General features: G+C 61.0%; 18 protein-coding genes. All 18 read right to left on the reverse strand.

The features are described from left to right. Positions 1 to 185: 185 nt before the first annotated feature. Positions 186 to 2,549: a hypothetical protein gene (locus tag ABD937_RS00370; protein ID WP_345252592.1), complete on the reverse strand. Its 2,364-nt coding sequence runs from the start codon at positions 2,547 to 2,549 to the stop codon at positions 186 to 188. A 529-nt stretch (positions 2,550 to 3,078) separates the two neighbouring features. Next, a complete protein-coding gene (gene nth, locus ABD937_RS00375) occupies positions 3,079 to 3,732 on the reverse strand; it encodes an endonuclease III (RefSeq protein ID WP_345252593.1) in 654 nt (217 codons plus the stop codon). A gap of 406 nt (positions 3,733 to 4,138) precedes the next feature. Next, positions 4,139 to 4,408, reverse strand: coding sequence for a hypothetical protein (locus ABD937_RS00380; protein WP_345252594.1), 270 nt, complete (start codon positions 4,406 to 4,408; stop codon positions 4,139 to 4,141). Between the two features lie 79 nt (positions 4,409 to 4,487). Next, positions 4,488 to 4,808 (reverse strand): FtsB family cell division protein, encoded by a 321-nt coding sequence (locus tag ABD937_RS00385; RefSeq protein WP_345252595.1) that lies wholly within the window; start codon positions 4,806 to 4,808, stop codon positions 4,488 to 4,490. A gap of 290 nt (positions 4,809 to 5,098) precedes the next feature. Further along, positions 5,099 to 5,686, reverse strand: coding sequence for a GNAT family N-acetyltransferase (locus ABD937_RS00390; RefSeq protein WP_345252596.1), 588 nt, complete (start codon positions 5,684 to 5,686; stop codon positions 5,099 to 5,101). A gap of 237 nt (positions 5,687 to 5,923) precedes the next feature. After that, positions 5,924 to 7,207: a phosphopyruvate hydratase gene (eno, locus tag ABD937_RS00395; protein ID WP_345252597.1), complete on the reverse strand. Its 1,284-nt coding sequence runs from the start codon at positions 7,205 to 7,207 to the stop codon at positions 5,924 to 5,926. A gap of 468 nt (positions 7,208 to 7,675) precedes the next feature. Beyond that, positions 7,676 to 8,584 carry a gliding motility-associated ABC transporter ATP-binding subunit GldA gene (gene gldA, locus ABD937_RS00400; protein WP_345252598.1) on the reverse strand — a complete coding sequence of 303 codons (909 nt, stop codon included), beginning with the start codon at positions 8,582 to 8,584 and terminating at the stop codon, positions 7,676 to 7,678. 485 nt (positions 8,585 to 9,069) lie between these two features. Next, entirely contained in the window at positions 9,070 to 9,705 is a 636-nt protein-coding gene (locus ABD937_RS00405; protein ID WP_345252599.1) for a carbonic anhydrase, read from the reverse strand. Between the two features lie 40 nt (positions 9,706 to 9,745). Beyond that, positions 9,746 to 11,347 (reverse strand): SulP family inorganic anion transporter, encoded by a 1,602-nt coding sequence (locus ABD937_RS00410; protein ID WP_345252600.1) that lies wholly within the window; start codon positions 11,345 to 11,347, stop codon positions 9,746 to 9,748. A 106-nt stretch (positions 11,348 to 11,453) separates the two neighbouring features. After that, on the reverse strand, positions 11,454 to 11,807 hold the full coding sequence (locus ABD937_RS00415; protein WP_345252601.1) for a hypothetical protein: 354 nt from the start codon (positions 11,805 to 11,807) through the stop codon (positions 11,454 to 11,456). 324 nt (positions 11,808 to 12,131) lie between these two features. Continuing rightward, positions 12,132 to 12,710, reverse strand: coding sequence for a L,D-transpeptidase family protein (locus ABD937_RS00420; RefSeq protein ID WP_345252602.1), 579 nt, complete (start codon positions 12,708 to 12,710; stop codon positions 12,132 to 12,134). A 245-nt stretch (positions 12,711 to 12,955) separates the two neighbouring features. Further along, positions 12,956 to 13,789, reverse strand: a complete 834-nt coding sequence (locus ABD937_RS00425) for an outer membrane beta-barrel protein (RefSeq protein WP_345252603.1) — start codon at positions 13,787 to 13,789, stop codon at positions 12,956 to 12,958. 18 nt (positions 13,790 to 13,807) lie between these two features. Continuing rightward, complete coding sequence (locus tag ABD937_RS00430; RefSeq protein WP_345252604.1) at positions 13,808 to 14,932, reverse strand: anti-sigma factor family protein; 1,125 nt, start codon at positions 14,930 to 14,932, stop codon at positions 13,808 to 13,810. Next, positions 14,922 to 15,407: an RNA polymerase sigma factor gene (locus ABD937_RS00435; protein ID WP_345252605.1), complete on the reverse strand. Its 486-nt coding sequence runs from the start codon at positions 15,405 to 15,407 to the stop codon at positions 14,922 to 14,924. The genes ABD937_RS00430 and ABD937_RS00435 overlap by 11 nt, the downstream gene beginning before the upstream one ends. A 144-nt stretch (positions 15,408 to 15,551) precedes the next feature. Further along, entirely contained in the window at positions 15,552 to 15,770 is a 219-nt protein-coding gene (locus ABD937_RS00440; RefSeq protein WP_345252606.1) for a hypothetical protein, read from the reverse strand. 122 nt (positions 15,771 to 15,892) lie between these two features. Beyond that, positions 15,893 to 16,543 carry a DUF6624 domain-containing protein gene (locus tag ABD937_RS00445; RefSeq protein WP_345252607.1) on the reverse strand — a complete coding sequence of 217 codons (651 nt, stop codon included), beginning with the start codon at positions 16,541 to 16,543 and terminating at the stop codon, positions 15,893 to 15,895. A 66-nt stretch (positions 16,544 to 16,609) separates the two neighbouring features. Then, complete coding sequence (locus tag ABD937_RS00450; RefSeq protein ID WP_345252608.1) at positions 16,610 to 17,800, reverse strand: hypothetical protein; 1,191 nt, start codon at positions 17,798 to 17,800, stop codon at positions 16,610 to 16,612. Continuing rightward, positions 17,784 to 20,144, reverse strand: coding sequence for a DUF2339 domain-containing protein (locus tag ABD937_RS00455; protein ID WP_345252609.1), 2,361 nt, complete (start codon positions 20,142 to 20,144; stop codon positions 17,784 to 17,786). The genes ABD937_RS00450 and ABD937_RS00455 overlap by 17 nt, the downstream gene beginning before the upstream one ends. Positions 20,145 to 20,243 lie beyond the last annotated feature (99 nt).

The raw sequence follows: 20,243 nt of genomic DNA on the forward strand, positions 1-20,243 counted from the left end.
GAACAGGGAAGTAAGCGACCATGTCCGCCTGGCACCTCGTGACTCCTGCTCGTTGAAATATTGTGTCCCCAAGGCGACCTTACCAGTTTACAACTAGACCAATAGACGAGTACTTCTTAGCGAAACCCTTAGCTCCTTCTTTTCTTAGTGGTTAAAAAAACACTTCTTCTCCTTTTCTGCCTTGCCTATCCCGCATTGATCTCGCTTCCCGTTCTTTTAAACACGGGCGCCGTCTGATCCTGGGGCTGCACCCGCACCCGCATCGCCTTAAGGCCGCTGACGCCCTGGAGCTCCTCGAGGTCGAGGAACTCGGGATCGCCCTCCACGAGGCCCTCGCTGCGCAGGTACTCCACGTAGCCGAGGTATTCGTGCAGCTCCTTCTGCTGAGAGTATACGATGGCGATGGTGCCTGGCTGTGTGAGGCGCTCGCCCGCGCGGGTATGCACTTTGTCGATGCGCTTCTTCACGATCTCGTAGCGGATGTTGTAGGCGCCGTCGACGTCGAACTTGCGCTCCTTGCGGCGGAACGAGATGGAGATGGGCACGCTGTGGGCGAGGATGAGCTGGGTGGTGCGCAGCGGCAGCGGAAGGCGCTTCTCGAGCACCTGCGCCAGCAGCGCCGCCTTGGCCAGCAGGGTGAACTGCCACAGCTTCAGGTTGCTCACATACATCTCGTGAAAGGGTTGCTCCGGCGCGAGCGACTGTCCCACGTACATGTTGAACTCGATGCCGTCGGTGACGTAGCGCTCGAAGTAGTGCGGGTAGATCTTTTGCATCTGCGCCTGCTCCTTGTCGATAAAGCGCTCGAGCGCCTCATTGATGCGCGTGATGCTTTCCTCGTAGGCGCGCCGGTGGCGGTAGAGGATCTTCTTATCGGGGTCGATGCTTTCGAGGTAGCCGTTGATGCCGGCGGCGAGCTCGGGGCGGGCACTACGGAGGTGCTCCATGAGGGCCTGCAGCTCGCCCTGCAGGAAGTCGTAGATCTGCATCTCGTCGTCGGAGAGCAGGTTGTCGTGGATGGCGTCGAGGTACTGGCTGATCTTGAAGCGGACGGCCTTCAGCAGCGGGAAGTCGATGCGGCCCGCGGCCCCCAGCACGTCGCGCGCGCTTTCCAGCTGCTCTACGAGGTCGCGGCGGATGGCGGTGCTGCGCTCCTGCGATGAGTTGCGCACGTCGATCTGCGCGTACAGCGGGTACACCTCGGGGAAGGTGATGGCGGGCAGCGAGGCCGACTCCTCGTCGTGGGCGCTTTGCTCGAGGTAGCTGAAGGCAGCCTCGGTGAACTTCCATTCCACGGCAGGCTGCACGGCGGTGAAGTGCTCCTTGATGGTGCGGTCGATCTCCTGGGCGAGGGCCTCGATGCTTTTCTCAAGCGCGAGCGTGAAGAGGCCCACCGCGCTCTGGATGCGTGCGAGGTGGGGGTAGCGGAGGTAGCCGGCCACCTCGCTCGAGATCTCGAGGAGGCCGATGAGCTGGCCGTCGTCGCAGGTGAGGGGACAAAGGATGAGGGAGCGCGCGCCCTGGTTGTAGTAATACGGAAGGAGCTCGATGCGCTCGCCGTCGCGCGGCGTCACGGTGCCGAGCAGCAGGGGGCCGGCGGCGCCGGCGAAGAGCACCTGGCAGCGGGCGGCCACGGCTGCCCGCTGCGCCTTCACCTCGGCGTTGCGGAAGAGGATGCTGTTCTTATAATGCAGCTCCGAGAACTGGTAGTGCCCATTGATGCGGAAGAAGGGGGTGATGCCCACCGTTACGTGCGGCAGCCCCAGGAAAGTCTGGATATGGCGCTGCAGCTCGTCGTACACCGTTACGTCGGAGAAGGCGCGCACGTTGAGCAGCGTGTTCTTGATCTCGGCGATGACCTGCTCGGAGGTAACATCGTCGACGTTGATCACCACGAGGCCTTCAAAGCAGAACTGCTCGAGGGGGAAGGTGTGGCGCAGGTTGTCGAAGTCGAGGGTGCGCTGCACGGCATAGTCGGTGGGGAGGGTGAAGCCATCCTGTACCGATACCTGCACGAAGCGGGCGTCGAGCTCGAGCTCGAGGTAGTGGATAAGGCCGGTTTCGGGGTCTTCGAAGGGATACACGGAGGCCGCCTGGGCGGGGAGGTCCCAGCCGTAGAACTGGCGCAGGATGAGGTTGTAGGCCATACGCTGCGAGGCGCGGGCAATACCGGTAGCGGTGCGGCTGTCGGGCTCCGAGATGCAATGGTCGCCGGAAGCGATAAAGCGGTCGCGGAAGGGCACGGAGGCGAAGATCGTTTCGTGGCTGAAAGGCATGGCCACGGCATACATGCCTTCGGTGGCGCTGCTGCCGGGAGGGAAGAGGGTCGAGAGCAGGGTGTCGACGAGTTCGGCATGCGGGGCGAGGGCGTCGGCGGTCTCGAGCGGGCCCAGCAGTTCAGGGTGGGTGTCGAGCTCGGCAAGGAGGGGGGCGTACAAGGCGGCCGCGCCGGGCTTGCCTTCGCGGATCATCTGGCGTAAGACCGCTACGAGCGGCTGCAGGGAAAGCCGGCTGTCGATGCCGGTGGTGGTGCTTGTTTGTAGCTGCATAGAAAAGAGTTGGGCCGGCAGTCAGTTGGCCCGCACCACTGTATGGGCAATACCTGAGCCAGAATCTTGATGTGCTAATCAGGTAATGTGCTAATGTGCTGATGGGGAAGGTCGATCTGTGCGGTGCGGATGGTTGATTGGCAAGGACTTAAGGGTGGGGACACCAGGATACGTCCGGTGGTGGGCGGCAGAAAACCGATCGATAGTGCCAGACATCGTGTCAGGTAAGGCGCTCATTGCGACCGGGCTCAGGCGCGGTTTCCTTGAAGGCGAACATCATGTCAGGTACGTGGTCTGCAGGGCTGGGGTGGATTGTATGAACAAGAGGAGAAGCGTACCAGTCGGGATCCTCCTTCCGGAAATCCTTTTGCATCTTTTAACAGATGGTTGCCCGGCCCAACTGGTTGTCGTGCAGCGCATTCGCCTCATTGTTGACTGATAGTAGCCCCCTTTGACACCATTTGAGCCGAGTCCGATGCGTGTTAAGCCAAGCGGCGCCCCTACCGTATGCCCCATTAGCACATTTTCATTATCCCATCCCCTTCGAAACCACCTTCAGGTAGTAGGGACATACGGGCCGTAGTCCGCACTCGCCGCACTTCGGCTTGCGGGCCACGCACACGTAGCGCCCATGGAGGATGAGCCAGTGGTGGAACTTGTACACGAGCTCCGTGGGTACGTACTTGATGAGCTGCTTTTCGGTCTCCAGCGGGGTTTTGGCACGTACGGTGAGGCCGAGGCGGGCCGACACGCGGAACACGTGGGTGTCGACCGCCATATTGGGCTGGTTGTCGACCACGGAGGTGATGACGTTGGCGGTCTTGCGCCCGACGCCCGGCAGCTTTACCAGCTCGTCTACGGTCATCGGGATATCTCCGCCGAAATCGTCGCGCACCATTTTCGCCATACCCATGAGGTGGCGCGTTTTATTGCCGGGAAAAGAGATGGATTTGATGTAGGAGAAGAGCTCGTCGTATTCGGCCTCGGCCAGGGCGGGGATGTCGGGATACCGCCCGAAGAGGGCCGGGGTGTGCATGTTGACGCGCTTGTCGGTGCACTGCGCCGAGAGGATCACCGCCACGAGCAACTGGTAGGGATTGTCGTAGAGGAGCTCGGTTTCCGGGTCGGGCATGGCCTCCTCGAAGTAGGCGATGATATGATTAAAGCGCTGTTGCCTGGTCATCGGGCACAAGTTACGGAGGGGTGGGAGAACAATGGAACAGGGAAAGAAGAAGTGGGCCCCTTGCTGAATGGGCTGAGCAATTAGGATGGGCAACATGAGAGAAGGAACGCAGATTTCACGGATTTTATACGATGAGCGCGGACCGGTGCTTTCGAAGCTTCAGGCGTTGCTACTGCAGCCTCTTTCTGCCGGTATGATTTTCCAGTACGATCAGGTATGTTTTTCCAAACACAAAATACCAATAGGCAAATAGCCATTAAACGTTTTCTCCTTAGCGAATACCTTATTTCCTTCTTTTCTTAGCGGTTCAAAAACGCTTCTTTTCCTTCTCCTGCCTTTTCTGTTCCGTACTAAAAAAGCCCGTTCCGCGAAGCGGAACGGGCTTGGTAATGCTTTGGGAAAGGTGCTACCGTAACGACTGTGCCACCTTAGTTCCCCCTTCGGGGGACAGGGGGCTGGGCTGGGTTGCCTGCGCATAGCGCAGGATGTTGAGCACGGTCTCGGTGCGGGGCGTTTCTACAATGCTGTTGAGGCGGTCGTGGGCGGAGCGGAGCACGGCGAGCTTTTCGCGCAGGGCCCAGTTGCCGGCCAGCTCGGCGTCAACGGCTGCGGCTTCGTCGGGTGCCATTTCCTTGTAGATATAGCGAAGCAGGTCCTCCGGGGTGTAGAATGACATAAAGCGTTTTTAGTTCGTAAAAAGCGGACGGTGGTGGTTGACTAGGTCGTACGGCTCTTTAAACGATCTGATAACACCCTTATTGTGCGGAAGGTTCATTGTTTTTGGCCTCGGGCACGAGGTAGAGGTCCTCGTTTTCGCGCTTCATGCCGTATTTCTCGCGGGCGAGGCGCTCGATGGTGGCGGGGTCGTGGCGGAGGTCCTCAGCGAAGCGGCGCTCGGTATCGATCTGCTTCTGGTAGTTCCGCTTGGAGGCCTGCAGGTCGGAAAGCTCCTGCCGGCGGGCCTGCTGGGTAAAATAGTCGTTACGATCAAAGAAGAGCAGCCACAGCAAAAAGCCGACGCCGGCAATAAGGAACTTATTGCGGAGAATGGAGGGGATACGCTTCAAAGGGTTCATGTGGAGGCTTTCTGTAATACGAAAGTACGGAATGGGGTAATGGGATGATGGGGTAATGGGAGAATAATTTAGAGGAATGGGAGGATGGGGTAATGGGGTGATGGGAGAATGCTTTGGTCGCAGTAATACGTTGGTGGTTCTAATCGATCTTAAACAGATCGTAAAAGCCACATTTCATTCGCGCGTAAAAATATAAGAGCGTCCGCCAGAAGAATGAGCACCAACGGATCGTACTCAACCACAGCGGTCTGCATTCTTTCTCTGGATTACCCCATTCTCCCATTACCCCATCAGCACATTGAAAAAAGCTTCGCTTTTTTCTCAGGCCACTCCTCGTCGATGATGGAGAAGAGCACGGTGTGGCGGACGGAGCCGTCGGGGCGGAGCATGAACTTGCGGAGGGTGCCCTCGCGGGTGCCGCCGATCTTCTCTACCGCTTTCTGCGAGCGGAGGTTCTGGTGCGCCACCTCGAAGCCCACGCGCTGCAGCCCCCAGGTCTCGAAGGCGTATTGCAGCAGCAGGAGCTTGCACTCCTTGTTGTACACCTGACCCCACACTTCGGGCACATACCACGTATAGCCGATGTTGACGCGCTTGTGTTCCTCGTTGCCGTCGTAGAAGCGCGTCATCCCGATCACGGCGTCGTCCGACGTGCGGTGGATCACGAAGGCCTGCCCGTCGGCGCCCGCGTGGCCGTAGGCCTTGGCGATATAGGCATCGAACTGCGCGTCGTAGGTATCGTTGATCAGCAGTGTCTTCGTGAATTCCCAGAGGCGCTCGTCGCGCGCGAGGGTGCGGAGCTGCGGCTCGTATTCTTTGGTGAGGAGCGCCAGGTACAGGTGGCGGCCGCGGAGGAGGGAGGTGTCGATGGGTTGCATGGCGCAAAGCTATCGCTGCGGGTGGCTTTGGAACCGGTACAGTATGTACTGTTTCATCAACCTTTCTGTTGCGATGGCGTAGAAGAGAAAGAACGCAGATTGGACGGATGCTACGGGTTAGCGCAGATATCCGTGTTTATCCGTTCCATCCGCATCATCCGCGTTCCTTCTCTCATGCAAAGGGCCCCGCCATCGGCGGGGCCCTTCACTTATCAACAAATCAACTTATCAACTTGCTTACTTACCGAACCGCAGGCTCGCACCCGGGTAGTACGCCGATTCGCCGAGGAGCTCCTCGATGCGGATAAGCTGGTTGTACTTGGCCATGCGGTCGGAGCGGGAGGCCGAGCCGGTCTTGATCTGGCCGCAGTTGAGGGCCACGGCGAGGTCGGCGATGGTGTTGTCCTCCGTTTCGCCCGAGCGGTGGCTCATGATGGTGTTGTAGCCGGCGTGCTGCGCCATGCTTACGGCATTGATGGTTTCGGTGATGGTGCCGATCTGGTTCACCTTCACGAGCAGGCCATTGGCGGTGCCGGTGTCGATGCCTTGCTTGAGGCGCTTCACGTTCGTCACGAACAAGTCGTCGCCGACGAGCTGCACGCGCTTGCCCACTGTTTCGGTGAGGTTCTTCCAGCCTTCCCAGTCGTCTTCGGCCATGCCGTCCTCGATGGAGCAGATCGGGTATTGGTTCACCCAGTTCTCCCAGTATTTCACGAGCTCGTCGGAAGAGAGGGTCTTGCCGTCGGACTTGTGGAAGGTGTATTTGCCGTTCTTATAGAGCTCGGAATTGGCGGCGTCCATGGCGATCATGATCTGCGAGCCGGTCTTGTAGCCGGCAGCCTCGATGGCGGTCAGCACCGTCTCGATGGCCTCTTCGTTGGAGCCGATGTTGGGGGCGAAGCCGCCCTCGTCGCCCACGTTGGTGGAGTAGCCTTTCTTCTTCAGTACCGTCTTGAGCGCGTGGAAGATCTCGACGCCCCAGCGGAGGCCTTCGGAGAAGGATTTGGCGCCCACGGGCATCACCATGAACTCCTGGAAGTCGATCTTGTTATCGGCATGCGCGCCGCCGTTGAGGATGTTCATCATCGGCACGGGCAGCGTCTTGGCGTTGGTGCCGCCGATATAACGGTACAGGGGGAGCGAAGCCTCCTGGGCAGCGGCCTTGGCCACGGCCATCGACACGGCGAGCATGGCGTTGGCGCCGAGCTTGCCTTTATTTTCGGTGCCGTCGAGGGCGATGAGCTGGGCGTCGATGCCGGTCTGGTCGCTGGCGTCCTGTCCGAGCAGCTCGGGGGCGATCTTCTTGTTGACGTTCTCCACGGCTTTCAGCACGCCTTTGCCCACATACACGCTCTTATCGTTATCGCGCAGCTCTACGGCCTCATGCACGCCGGTAGACGCGCCGGACGGAACGGCCGCACGGCCCATGGAGCCTTCGTCGGTGATGACGTCCACTTCTACGGTGGGGTTGCCGCGGGAGTCCAGGATCTGGCGGGCGAATATCTCGGTAATGTAGCTCATGCTTTAAGAGTTTTGATTTTTACGGAGCCGCAATTTAGGTGTTTTCCAGTTGGGGGATGCTGCAGCTGCCGGCCCAAGTTGGGTTCGCCGCCGCAAGCGGCTCGCTTTTCCCAAAGCGGTACGCGGGTTTCTCGCAAAGGCGCCAAGACGCGGAGACGCAAAGAGTAACGCGCTACGCAGCATCTTGGAAGAACCCCCTCATGTACCGTTGTAAAAAGCTAGAAGCCGGTAGGCGTTGGTATGAATTCCCAAACGAAACGTTCAACATAGCTTCGTCGGACTAGCACCATGGGCGAATCATCCTTCTCGAAATGACGGACGCATAGGAAAGGCACACATTCCTGCGCCTTTGCGTCTCAGCGTCTTTGCGTGAAACCCGCGTGCAAATTAAAAAATTGCTAGCCGCTTGCGGCGGCTGTTGCTCCAGACGCGCGCAACGCCACTGACATTGATGGGCATTTTTTAAAGCTATTTCCCTGCGGTCAGGCTGCGGAACACCGTTTCGAGGCTCTCGGAGCCCGAGGTCAGCGATACGATGTTGAGGCCCTGCTCCACCGACAGCTGCAGCAGCGCCTTGCGTACCGTTTCCGGCTCGTTGGTGCGGAGCAGCCAGGTGTTGCCTTCTTCCTTTTCTGCTTCGAGCACACCGGGCAGGCGGCGCAGCCATTCGGCCTCGAGCCCTTCCTGGAAGCCCACGCGCACGTTGTTGACCGAGGAGCGGCTCCGCAGGTTGGCAAGCGTATCGTCGGCCACGATATTGCCTTTGTTGATGATGACCACGCGGTCGCAGATGGCTTCCACTTCCTGCAGGATATGCGAGGAGAAGAGCACGAGCTTGTTGCGGCCCTGCTCCCTGATCACGTTGCGGATCTCGATGATCTGGTTGGGGTCGAGGCCGGAGGTGGGCTCGTCGAGGATGAGCACCTCGGGGTCGTGGAGGAGTGCTGCGGCCAGGCCCACGCGCTGCTTGTACCCCTTCGAGAGCTGGCCCACGCGCTTGTGCGCCTCCGGTGTGAGGCCGGTGAGTGTGATCGCCTCCTCCACCCGCTCCTTCTTACGGGCGATGCCGTGCACGTCGCCGATGAAGCCGAGGTACTCGCGCACGTAGAGGTCGTAGTACAGTGCGTTGGACTCGGGCAGGTAGCCGATCTTCTTTTTCGCGGCAAGCGGGTCGGCCGTTACGTCGACGCCACCCACGGTCACGGAGCCGCCGTCGGGTTGCAGGTAGCCGGTGATCATCTTCATGGTCGTGCTCTTGCCGGCGCCGTTGGGGCCCAGGAAGCCCACGATCTCGCCGGGGCGCACCGTAAACGAAATACCGGCCACGGCGGTCTGTGTGCCGTACTGCTTGCGGAGGGCTTTTACTTCGATCGACATAAGTGAATAAAGATAAAGAAGGGTTTTTCACCGCTAAGAAAAGAAGGTGCTAAGGTTTTCGCAAAGAGGCGCGCAAGCGCGGGTCTATTAGTTTATTGGTCTATTAGTTTATTGGTCTATTAGTTTATTGGTAACTCGCCTCTGTGGAGCAGTCTTATGTATCGCCGACAGTCGCTTCTGTGCAAGGGTCGCGCTGCTACTGTTGCCTCGAGCATGTGTACGTCCTATTCGCGCGTACCCGTTTCGACATTCAATACTCATCATTCGCTATTCTCTCTCCTTCTCTGTTCCTTGTTCCTTATTCCCTGTTCCACTGTTCTTCTAAACGCGCAGAAGCTCATTCCGGCTTCCTCGCCCTTAAGATCTGACATCATCACATCTGACCTCTGAAATCAAGAAAGGTCCCATTGGGACCTTTCTCTTAGCGAATACCTTAGCGTCTTCTTTTCTTAGCGGTAAGAATCTCTTCTTTTGCTTTACCTGCCTTATAATCCGTCGAACTCATAGAGCGGGTCGATGCTCGTTCCGGCCTTCATCTCGAATACGGGCTTGATGAGGCCGTCCCTGAGGCCATACACCCAGCCGTGCAGGTCGGGGCGCTGCTCGCGCTTCCAGGCTTTCTGGATGATGGCGCTCTTGGCGAGGTTCATCACCTGCTCCTGCACGTTGAGCTCCACGAGGCGCTCGTGGCGCGCGTTCTCGTCCTGTATGGCATTGAGGTCGTGGCGGTGCGTGCGGATCACGTCCTTGATGTTGCGGAGCCACATGTTGAGCACGGGCTTGTAGTCGGTATTGGAGGCCGCCGCTTTCACGCCGCCGCAGCCGTAGTGGCCGCATACGATCACGTGCTTCACCTTCAGGTGCGTCACGGCATAATCAAGTACGGCAAGCAGGTTCACGTCGGTGTTCACCACGAGGTTGGCTACGTTGCGGTGCACGAAGATCTCGCCGGGCTGGGTGCCGGTGATCTCGTTGGCCGGCACGCGGCTGTCGCTGCACCCGATCCAGAGGAACTCGGGCTTCTGGATCTCGGCGAGCCGGTTGAAGTATTCGGGGTTGTCGGCCACCCGCTCCGCCGCCCAGGCCTTGTTTTCGAGCAATAATTTCTGATAGGTTTCCATGTAAGTAAGTGCGTTAAGTTGGTTAAGCAATCAGCGAAGATCAAGAGGCCATGTCCGACTGGGGCACATAGGGCGCATCGTCTTTTTCAGCGAAGCGCGACAGGCCGTTGGTGCGCTCGAGCGAGCCCTTCACTTCTACCTGTATGTTCTTCAGGTGCGCATGCTTCGTGAAATCCTCGATCACCTCCACCACGTCGCGGTCGATAAAGTCGGCGCGGCTCGCATCGATCAGCACGTAGGAATTTTCCGGCACCTTCTCGAGGCGGTTCTTGATGATCGCCTTGTTCAGGAAGGAGACGTCCTTGCGGAGGCGGAAGAGGTGGCGGTTGGCGTCGCTCACCACCATCACGGCCGTCTTAAAGTTACTGCGCAGCACGAAGAAAAGGCCGATAAAGATGCCGATCACCACGCCTTTCAGCAGGTCGGTGGCCAGAATGGCCGCGATCGTGATCACGAAAGGCAGGAACTGGTCCCAGCCTTTCTTGTAGAAATCCACGAAGAGGGCGGGCTTCGCCAGCTTGTAGCCGGTGAAGATGAGCACGGCGGCGAGGGCGGCCTTCGGAATGAGGTTGAGCAGGCTGGGGATGAAGGCCACGCAGAGCAGCAGCAGGGTGCCGTGCATGATGGTCGACTTCTTGGATTGGGCGCCCGAGTTCACGTTGGCCGAAGAGCGCACGATCACCGAGGTCACGGGGAGGCCGCCGATCATGCCGGAAATAAAGTTGCCGACGCCCTGGGCCTTCAGCTCGCGGTTCTTGTCGGTGACGCGCTGGTAGGGGTCGAGGTCGTCGATGGCTTCGATGGAAAGGAGCGTTTCGAGCGAGGCCACGATGGCGAGGGTGACACCCGTGATCCAGACATGGCTGTTCATGATCACCGACCAGTCGGGCTTCGTGAAAAACGAGAAGAATTCGTTTGCCGAGGAGGCTTGCGGCAGCTTTACAAGGTGCTGAGGATCGAGGGCGCCGTTGCCACCCATCGATTGAGCGATGCCGATGCCGATGAGCACCACCAGCAGCGGGGCGGGAATGAGGCGGACGAACCCTTTGCGGCCGGTCACGAGCTTTTCCCAGAGGAAGTGGAAGGCCAGGCACACGCCGCCGATGAGGAAGGCGATCTTGTTGATGTTGCCGAAGGCGAGGAAGAAGTTCGTGAAGATATTGCCCTTCTTCGCCGGCGGGGGAACGGCTTCGTCGGTCTCGAACTGCGAGTCGTCGCCCAGCAGGTGCGGGAACTGGTTCAGGATGAGGATGAGGCCGATCGCGGCCAGCATGCCCTTGATGACGGCACTGGGCACATAGTCGCCGATGGAGCCCGCGCGGGCAAAGCCCATCGCGATCTGCAGCACGCCGCAGATGACCACCGACACGAGGAAGGCAGGGAAGGAGCCGCCGGGCATCAGGAGGATGGCCGCCGATACGATAGCGGTAAGGCCGGCCGCGGGGCCCGACACGCTAAGCTGGGAGCCGCTGAGGGCGCCGATGACGATACCGCCGATCATGCCGGCGATGAGGCCGCTGAACAGCGGCGCCTTGGAGGCAAGAGCCACGCCGAGGCACAGGGGCAGGGCTACGAGGAAGACGACAATGGACGACGGAATGTCGGACCGCAGGGACGAGAAAAAGGAAGTACGCTCTTTCATACGAATGAGTTTAAGGAATTACTGTAAGGGTACATGACACAGGGCACGGGTGCCGGCATCCGGGTAGAGAGGGGTTACAGCAAGCAATCAGGAAAAGAAGGGTGAATTATGAAAGGCTGCCTTCGGGAGGGGGCGCCACGAATTCGGGATGGTACGACACGTGGTCGTCGACCGCATAGCGGTGGAATTCGGCAAGGTCGAAAGAGGAGGGGTGGTGGAGGTGCAGGGGCTCGTGGAGGTACTCCTGGGGCATTGACAGGCCGCCTTCGGCTTTTTCCTCGTTGGTGTTGGTGAGCGGAGCGTCGTCTTCGCAATCGGCGAGTTGCTCGGTGCCTGCCTTCTCCTCCAGCTGCGCTGCATATACAAAAGGCGTACATACACTCAGCCAGACCAGCGCCAGGATCAGCAGCAGGCTCCCGATCCGGTGCAGTAAGTGATATGTGCGATTTGCGGCGTGCATGCAGGGGGGCAAATCTATCGAAAAAACGCTCCCCCGGTGCAGGCCCGCCCCGGGATTCGATATCGCAACATAGTTTTAACGCCCCTGCGGGTTTCCGGATGAGTACCCAAGACGTTCGGACTCAGGGTGCCGGGCACGAAAAAAGGCCCCGGGAGGCCTTTCTATAAGTCGAGATCGTCTGTAAATCGGAATCTCCGGGCTTAGCCATATGGCGGGAGGTGTGCCGTGAAGTACCCCACAGGAGCGGCTTCAGTTCCCGCCTCCGGCTTCACAAATGTTCTGGGAGCTCCTGTTTTAGAGAGCGTTTTTAGTGGAGGGCAGGGGTCAGCGGCGGATCTGCACCGGGGTGCCCACGACGGCGTAGTGGTAGAGCTCCTGCACGTCCTCGTTCTTCATGGCGATGCAGCCATTGGTCCAGTTGCTGTAGCGGTCGATCATGTATTCGTCGTTGGGCCAGGTGCCGTGGATGCCGACGCCGGCGCCCGGGGTGGCATTGGCGGGGACCTTGCCGCGGCGCTTCAGCTCCTTGAAGCGCGCGATGCTCTGTGCCGTAGGGTAGTCGATGCCGAGGAAGCGGCTCCATTTATTATGTACGCGCTTGTTGATGATGCGGAAATCGCCCTCGGGGGTACAACGGTCGCCTTCCATGCACTTGTCGGCCAGGCTGTTGTTGCCGAACACCACCGGGTAGGTGGCATACCAGCCCTGCGCATCGTATACCTGCAGCTCATAGCCCGACTTGTCGATCATGATGCGTACTGGCTGGCTGGGCAGGCTGAAGCCTTTGGGTGTTTTGAAGGTAGGGGCGTGGGCCACGTGGCCATCGGCATTGGCGATGCGGTGCGCCGGCAGCAGGAAGAACGCGGCGGCGATCAGGCCCGAACGGAATAAGATGCTTTTCATACGGTCTAACGGTTGGCGACGTGAAGATAACGGCTGGAAACGGGGCTTGGTATGCACCCCTCGTTGTTCTTTTGCCAATTAGCAAAAACCCTGCACAAATTTCTAAGTGCAGGGTTTTCGAAGAAAAAAATCTCAGATCGGTGATCTCGGATCTGGGATCTCTTTCAGAAGCACCCATCCGATAGGAAAATTCCGTTCGTTCAGCAGATCTGAGATCATCACATCTGAGATCTCAGATCCTCGTCTTACCAGTGGCTGAGGCGGATGCCCACGTTATAGGGCTTCTGGTCGAGCCCGCGGCTCCACATATTGTTCATGGCATAGGAGCCGTAGAGGCGCACCGGGCCGAGGTTGAGCTCGCCGATCCAGGAAAGCTTCCAGGGCTCGAGGTCGAAGTTGTCGTGGGTCTTGTCTTTCTTGCCGGCGATCTTCACCTTCTGGCGCGACGAGTAGAGGTAGCCCGCGCTCACGCCTGCCGAGAAGCCGAAGCCCTTGCGGCGGCCGGGGGTAAAGTCGAAGTTGAGCATCACGGGCACGGTCACATAGTCGGCGGCCAGCTTGTTCTTGCTCACGCGGTCGTAGTCGAAGCGCACCACGGTCGGGTCCTCATAGAAGTGTACGCGCTCATCGTCGAAGTGGTAGTTGTTCAGCTCGAGGCCGATGCCGTATTTCAGGTTGAGGCGGTGCTTGGCGAGGTTCAGCTTCTGCATGAAGATCCAGAGGTTCACGTTCACCGACTTGCCGGTGCGCAGCTTGAAGCCCTCCTTCGTGCCCCCCGGGGCAAAGGCCTGGGCGCCGGCCGACCCGTAGTTGGTGGCGTCGTTGTAGTTGGAGAAGCCGAGGTCGAGGATGAACCAGTTGGAGCTCAGGTTCTTAGGCGTGCGGCGGTTGTTGCGGCTGCTGCTCCAGGTGATGTTGCGGTCGGATTTGCCGTTGCGGACGATCACGAGCCCCCCTACGCGGATCGTGTCGGCGGAGGTGCTGATCACGGCACTGTCGGTACGGGCGGTGCTGTCGGTCTGGGCAAGTGCGGACAAAGTGGTGCCCATTGCAAGGGCTGCAAGTAACATTCGTTTCATGTTCACGGTCTTTTTCGGTTATTTTAAATTGATGGCCACCGTACCGACTACGAGCTGGTCGTCTTCATTGGTGGTCCTGATGCCGGTGCGGCGCTCGATGAACCGGGTGGCTTTGCGCAGGAAGCTACGTACCGATCCCTGCCTGCCGTTGTTCAGTGAGGCCGTGCTGGCCTCGCTGTCGGCGTTGTTCATAGGAGTGTACGCAGCAAGAGGGGCATCTGTTACAGGTGTGCTGTTAATATTCTGTTGTTGGAGCGCGGGCTGGGCGTCGAGCTCGCTCACGCGGCCGGGGAGCCGCAGCGCATAGGTCTCCTGGGCTGCATCGTCGTTCGCCGCTACAAGTGCGTCGGCGGCCAGCTTTGCCGCTTCGGGTTGCGCGGGCGTTCCGGTGCCGGCAGGCTTTCGCTTTTCTGCGCGGGCGATCGCGGGAGCTACGGCATTGTAGCCTGCCGCAGGCTGCCCGGTTGCGGTTGCGGGTTGCTGGCCCGGTGCGGGCGTGCTACCGTAGGCGATGGTTGCCTTTGAAGGCACGGCGGGCTCCAGGGAAGCGGGCGCGCCGGCGGCCGTTTTCGGACCGGTTTGCGCGTTGTTCGTCTGTGCCAGGTTGCCCGGGTTACCCGTGCGTTCGGGGGTGCCGCTGAGCAGCAGGTAGGCGCCACCGGCACCTGCAAAGAGGAGCACGGCGGCGGCCGCGCGCCACCACCCGAAGGCGGCGCGGCGGGCGGGGGCTTTGCGGTACAGCTCGCTCTTGAAAGGGCAGGGCAGCGTCTCGAGCGGGTCCAGCTTGGTAGCCAGGAGCGCGGCGTGGCCGGCCTGGAGGCCGGCGTCGGTGCGCAGGAGAGCCTCGAGGCGGAGGCGCTCCGCTGCGGGCAGCTCGTCGTCGATATAGGAAAGCAGGTCTTCCTCCAGGGCCGCCGCGGCAATGCCGGGCGCCAGGAGGGCTTCTTTATCCAGGTGGGGCAGGAATTCCGGCTCGAGCTTCGTGTCGGCAAGCAGCGCGAGCTCCTCCTGCAGGTCGGGATGCAGCAGCACAAATGCGTCCACGGCGGCGCGCCCGGCGGCGGAGAGCTCGTCGTCGACATAGAGCAGGAAGTACTCCTCGTAGTTCGCGCGGGTGATCTGCAGGGGTGCGTTAAATGACATTTTCCACTTTTACAAGGTACTGCTTCAGTTGAAGCCGGGCGCGGTGCAGGTACACCTTCACCTGGCTGGGGTTAAGTCCCGTGATGGTGCCGATCTCTTCGTACGAATAGCCTTCGTAGTCTTTCAGCATCACCAGCGAGCGCTGCGTTTCGGAAAGACGGCCCAGGGCCTCCTCGAGGATGGCCTTGGCGTTGTGCGCGGGCTTGTGCACCACCTTCACGTCGGGGTTGAACTCCTCCTTGAGGTAGATGCGCTTCACCTTACGCAGGTGGTCGATCATGGCGTTGTACGCGATCGTGAAGAGGAAGGACTTGCTTTTGGCGGGGTCCACCTCTTCGCGCGAGCGCCACAGCTTCTCGAAGGCGGTCTGCACCACATCGCGCGCGTCTTCTTCATGCCTCAGGTTCTTGAAGATGAAGCGGAAGACCGCGTCGGCGTGCAGGGTTACACAATCATTGTAATCTCTTTCCGTCATAAACAGGCTTAGGGAGGGCTGGTTGCATGTTGTACGCGCACGCCCCTGTAAAAGTTACAGCAAAGACCGGAAAATTTCGGGAAGCAGTGGGTGGGAAAGCGGATGAACCGGGAAAACGAACGGTGAAATGGTGTTCCGTCGTACTCAGAGTGCCACGGCGGAACCGATGCCGCGGGATACGGATTCCCAGATGAGCTCGCTGCCCTTCACGGGTGCGGAGCGCCGGCATTGCTCGGTGGCAGCATTCCCCTTCAGGCAGCGCGCGGTGCCGGACGCCTTGCGTTGGATGGCCGTAAAGGCCAGCAGCCCGATCCCGAGGGGAAGGGCGACGGTGCGGATCAGGGAGCGGCGGGCGGGACGCATGTCGGTTGGTTTGGGAATAGGACGAAGGTAGCCGGGCCGGTGTTACAGATTTCCTAAAGAAAAGTGGAGGCCAGGAGCAGAATAACGAATATCGAACAGGGAATATCGAATGCAGCAGGGGGCTACTGTACCTCGGAAAGCGTTACGATCCGGTAGGTGATCCCGAGGCGCCGGGCGTTCTCCTCCACCGTCAGGTCGAAGCCGGCCTCCTTGCGGCGCCGGTTCACGCCCCCGGGGTCTTTGATGGGCCAGATAAAGCACTCGGTGCCGGTGACGCCCTTCCTGCCGCGGCAGGTACCCTGGGTGCCCCACACCTGCTCCTTGCCCTGCTCCATCAGGTACCGGTCTTCCATCATGGCCACGAGCCGGAAGGGCAGCTCGCCTTTCTTTCCGGCGGTGCGGATGAGCGGGAGGTAGTGAGCGATCTTGCCGGAATGCTGGATCACGTACCAGGCTGCTTCATGGGCCGGCTCGCCCACCAGGCTCCTCCCGGGATACCCTCTGCGGGCGATCACCGAGTCGACCCAGCGCAGGTTCGAGGAATCGATCCGGGACTGGATGCCCCACAGCTTCATGTCGATCTCCCCAAGCGATACGCCGTACGCTTTTGCCAGCGAGTCTTTCTGCGCCGGCGGGGCCGACAGCAGGGCGCGGTACTGCTGGTCGATGGCATATACCGAGTCGAGCTGACGCTTCAGTTCGCGATCGGGGGGAGATTGTGCGGAAGCATTCCAGGCAAGTAGCAGCAGCGCTGCTGCGATGAGCTGTTTCATACGTATTTGTTGATTCGATAAGGGCTGCCGAAGCCGCCGTTCTGTTTTGTTGCCTGACGATGCGGGTCAGCCGTCTCTTTTCTTTTTCATGTCGCGCAGCAGTCCGGCCGTCAGCAGTAATAATACGGCCGCGCCGGCCACTACGGCTACCCAGATCCAGCGGATGCCTTGGTCTGCGGCTTTGGGCGAAGCCACCTGCCCCAGGGGCTCGGGCGCGCCGTAGGCAAGCGTCGCTACGGCCTGCGGCAGCGTGTCGCGAAAGGCGGAAAGGTCGTAGCGCGGTGCCCGGGCTTCCGGGTCGCCGGCCTGCAGCGTGTATTGCATGCCGCCTTCGAGCCAGGCCCGGAGGCTGCGGGACCGCTGAAAGGCATCCGCACCGGAAATGCGCAGCGGCGGGTTATCGCCGTTCTCGATGACGAGCACCAGTGTTGTGTCGTTAAGCGTTGCGAACAAGAGCTCGGTCTGCCCCGGAGACAGCAGGAAGTTGGTGACGTACACTTCCCGCCCGCCGCGCACCGCGTACAGCGTGCTGTTGCGCAGGAAGTAAGGGGCACCTTCCACGGTGATGCGGATGCGCTCGAGGAGGTTCCCGTTGCCGTTCCGCAGGTGCAGGCGGGTGTGCCCGGCGCTGTCGTGCCGGCGGAGGCTCAGTGCGCCTAGCGGCTCCATTGGGGCAGGCGCCGCGCGGCCCGTGCTGTAGCCCGCCTCCAGTATTTCCATCGGATCCATACCGTTGTTGCGCACCTGCAGGCGGAGGTAGGGATAGCGGCTGAAGGGGAAGGTGAACGACTGCTGCGTGATCGCTTCCGATACCGCCGTCGGCGACAACTCCAGGTGCTCGGCGATGCTGTACCACTGCCGGCGGTCGTGCGATCCGCTGAGGTGCGCCGTGCGGCGGGCCGAGGTGTTGGCGAACTGTACCAGCAAGGTTCCTGTTCCGGGCGGCGGCACTTCGAGCTCGATGAAGCTGTGCACCGAGTCGGTGCGCATGGCGAGCAGCGGGCAGCGCACATAGGAGTAGCCCGAAACGGCGGCGGCGCTGTCGAGCAGGTAAGCGACCGTATTTCCACGGTCGTCGCGAAGCCGCAGGTCCGAGAGGTCGGGGCGGCAGTGCGCGGTAAAGGCGGTGGTCAGCGCCAGCCGGTACCAGCCGCTGCGGGGAACGGCTTCGAGCCGGGCCTGCACGCGCGGCTGCGCCGTGGCGACACTTCCTGCCCCGAGGGCCAGCGCCAGCAATCCTTTATACAGCACGGTCATCGATGAGGAGCTTTTTGAGTTTCTGGTACATGAACGATACGGTGAGGAGCAGCACGCCGAGGAGGATAAAGGCCGCGATGCGGGCGCCCTCGGAGAGGCCGCGCAGGTCGAAGCCAAACAGCTTCAGCAGCGCGAGCGAGAAGAGGCTCAGCGAGGCCACGCGCAGCGTCTTGTTGCGGTGCCGCATGCCCAGCCACATCAGCACAAAGGAGCAGCAGCCCCAGAGGATGGTGAGACCGGCGCGCCCGTATTGCCCCAGCAGGTAGGGGAGCGGCCGGCTGGGTGCCTGGAGTACAAAGCCGTAGTGCACCGATCCGTCAATACTCCCGAAGAGCACGAAGGCGGCGGCGAAGGCCCAGGCAAGCCCGGTGAGGTGCGCGCGGAGCGGGGCCGACTCCCGCTTCACCAGCAGGGCCGCCCGCAGCAACATCGCTATGTAAAATGCGGTGGCGGCCAGCTGCGCGTAATAGTGTCCGCGGGCGCCCGGGTCGCCGGCCAGCAGCTCGCGGAAGGCTACGATGTTGAAGAAGCTGCCGAGGTAGAACAGCGTCGCTCCGCCCGTTAGTGCCAGCGTGACCGGCGTTGTCCACCGGGCGCGGCGCCACTTCAGGATGATCCCGAGCAGCAGCACGAAGACGGCCGTTACGATGCGGTGGTACACGTTGGGTACCGCGTAGGCCGTCAATTTGTAGAAATACAGGTTGACGCCGAAGAGCGCCGTGAGGTAGAGCAGGGTGCAGCCGATGGCGAGTGCCGCCCGCTCCGTGGCCCGAAGGTCGAAGCCCGCTTCGTCCTTCGGTGTTTCGCGTGCCCGCAGGGCGGCGTAGGCGAAGAAGGCAGCCGTCACCACGAGGTTGGTGACGAGGCCCCGGGTGTCGCGGTACAGCAGCACGAGCCCCGGGTCGGAGTTGGCGGCCTGCCAGTCGAGGAAGAGGCTCAGCAGCGTGAGCCCGGTGAGCACGCGGGAGGCGGTGCGGAAGAGCCCGATTCCCGAGCGTTGGAACAGCCAGTAGAGCAGCACGAACTCGGCGCTCCAGAACAGGGTGATGGCATGTCCTTCGAGCTGCACCGGAACGGCAAGCGCACCGAAGGTGAGCGTGAGGCCGATGAGCAGGTAGAGGAGGTTGCGGTCGGTGCCGCCGCGGCGGTAGCAATACAGGGCGAGCGCGAGGTTGACGGCCCCGGTGCCGATGGTGAAGAGGCCCTGGTAGCGGCCACCTTCCACCGCTGCCAGCAGGGTCATGCCGGCCGCGTAGTACGCAGCGGTGAGGGCGAGCAGCAGCGAGAAGTCGAGGCGGCGGAAGGGCGTCCGGCGCCGTATCCCGTGCACCATGTTCATCCCGAGAAAGAGTCCGTAGAGTACCGTCACGAGTGCCAGGGCGAGGCCGTACCTGATGCGCGGGTCTTCTTCGATCCATACGTCCCGTACAATCCAGCCGCCCACGATCAGGAGCGTAAAGACAAGGGCGAGTATGTTGACGACGGGCCAGCGCTTGAACCAGGCCAGGGCGAGCAGGCCGGCGTTGAGGATGCAGAGGTAGGAGAGCAGTACTACGTAGTTGCCTTCGCCCGTGCTTACGAGGAAGGGGGTGAGGAAGCCGCCCACCGCCGCGATCACGGCCAGCGCCAGCTGGTTGTAGAGCAGCGCCAGCAGCACGGCGAAGCCGGTGATGCCCACCATGAGTACAAAGGCAGTGGTTTGCGACAGTAGCCCATACTGGTGGAAGGCGAAGGCTACGGTGAAGTAAAAGACGGCGATGCCGCCGCCGGCAAGCACCGAGGAGAAGGCCGTATAACTACGGCGCAGGAAGTGGGCGAGCCCCACGAGCAGGGCGCCGCAGCCAAAGCCGATGGCCACACGGCCCGCTTCCCCGATCCAGTCTTTATCGATGGCGTATTTCACGAAGAAGGCGATGCCCAGCACCAGCACGGCGATGCCGATCTTGTTGACCAGGTTCTCGCCGATGAATTTCTCGAGGTCGGGATTGTTGTTCCACCAGCTTTCCCAAGGGAGGGCGCGCTGGCGCTTCGGTTGCGGCATCGGCTCCGGCTCAACGGCTTCGGGAGGAGGCGCTTCGTGCAGGCGGGGCGGCTCGGCGGCGGCCTGGGGCGGGCGCTGCGGCATCGGGCGGGTGAGCGGCCGGGGCGGAATGGGTGTTTCTGTTTTTGGGGGCACCACCTGGGCGGGTGGCTCTGGTCCGCGCTGGCTGCGCAGGCGCGCCACCTCCTCGATCAGGAATTGGGTGCGGTGGGAGAGTCGCTCCACCTGGTCGGCCTGGCTGCGCACGGTGTTGAGCACGATCAGGACGAGCACCAGCAGCAGAATCAGCAGCAGTATTTCCATGGCGTTCGGTTGCGGGCCGGGGCCCGTGGTACATAATTACTCCCTTCGCGGCAGCAGTCCAAAAAGGGCGCTGCCAGGAATTGTTAAAACCGAAGGTCG

Origin of the sequence: Flaviaestuariibacter amylovorans (genome assembly GCF_039541815.1) — a bacterium.
In the GTDB taxonomy this organism is placed as follows: domain Bacteria; phylum Bacteroidota; class Bacteroidia; order Chitinophagales; family Chitinophagaceae; genus Flavisolibacter; species Flavisolibacter amylovorans.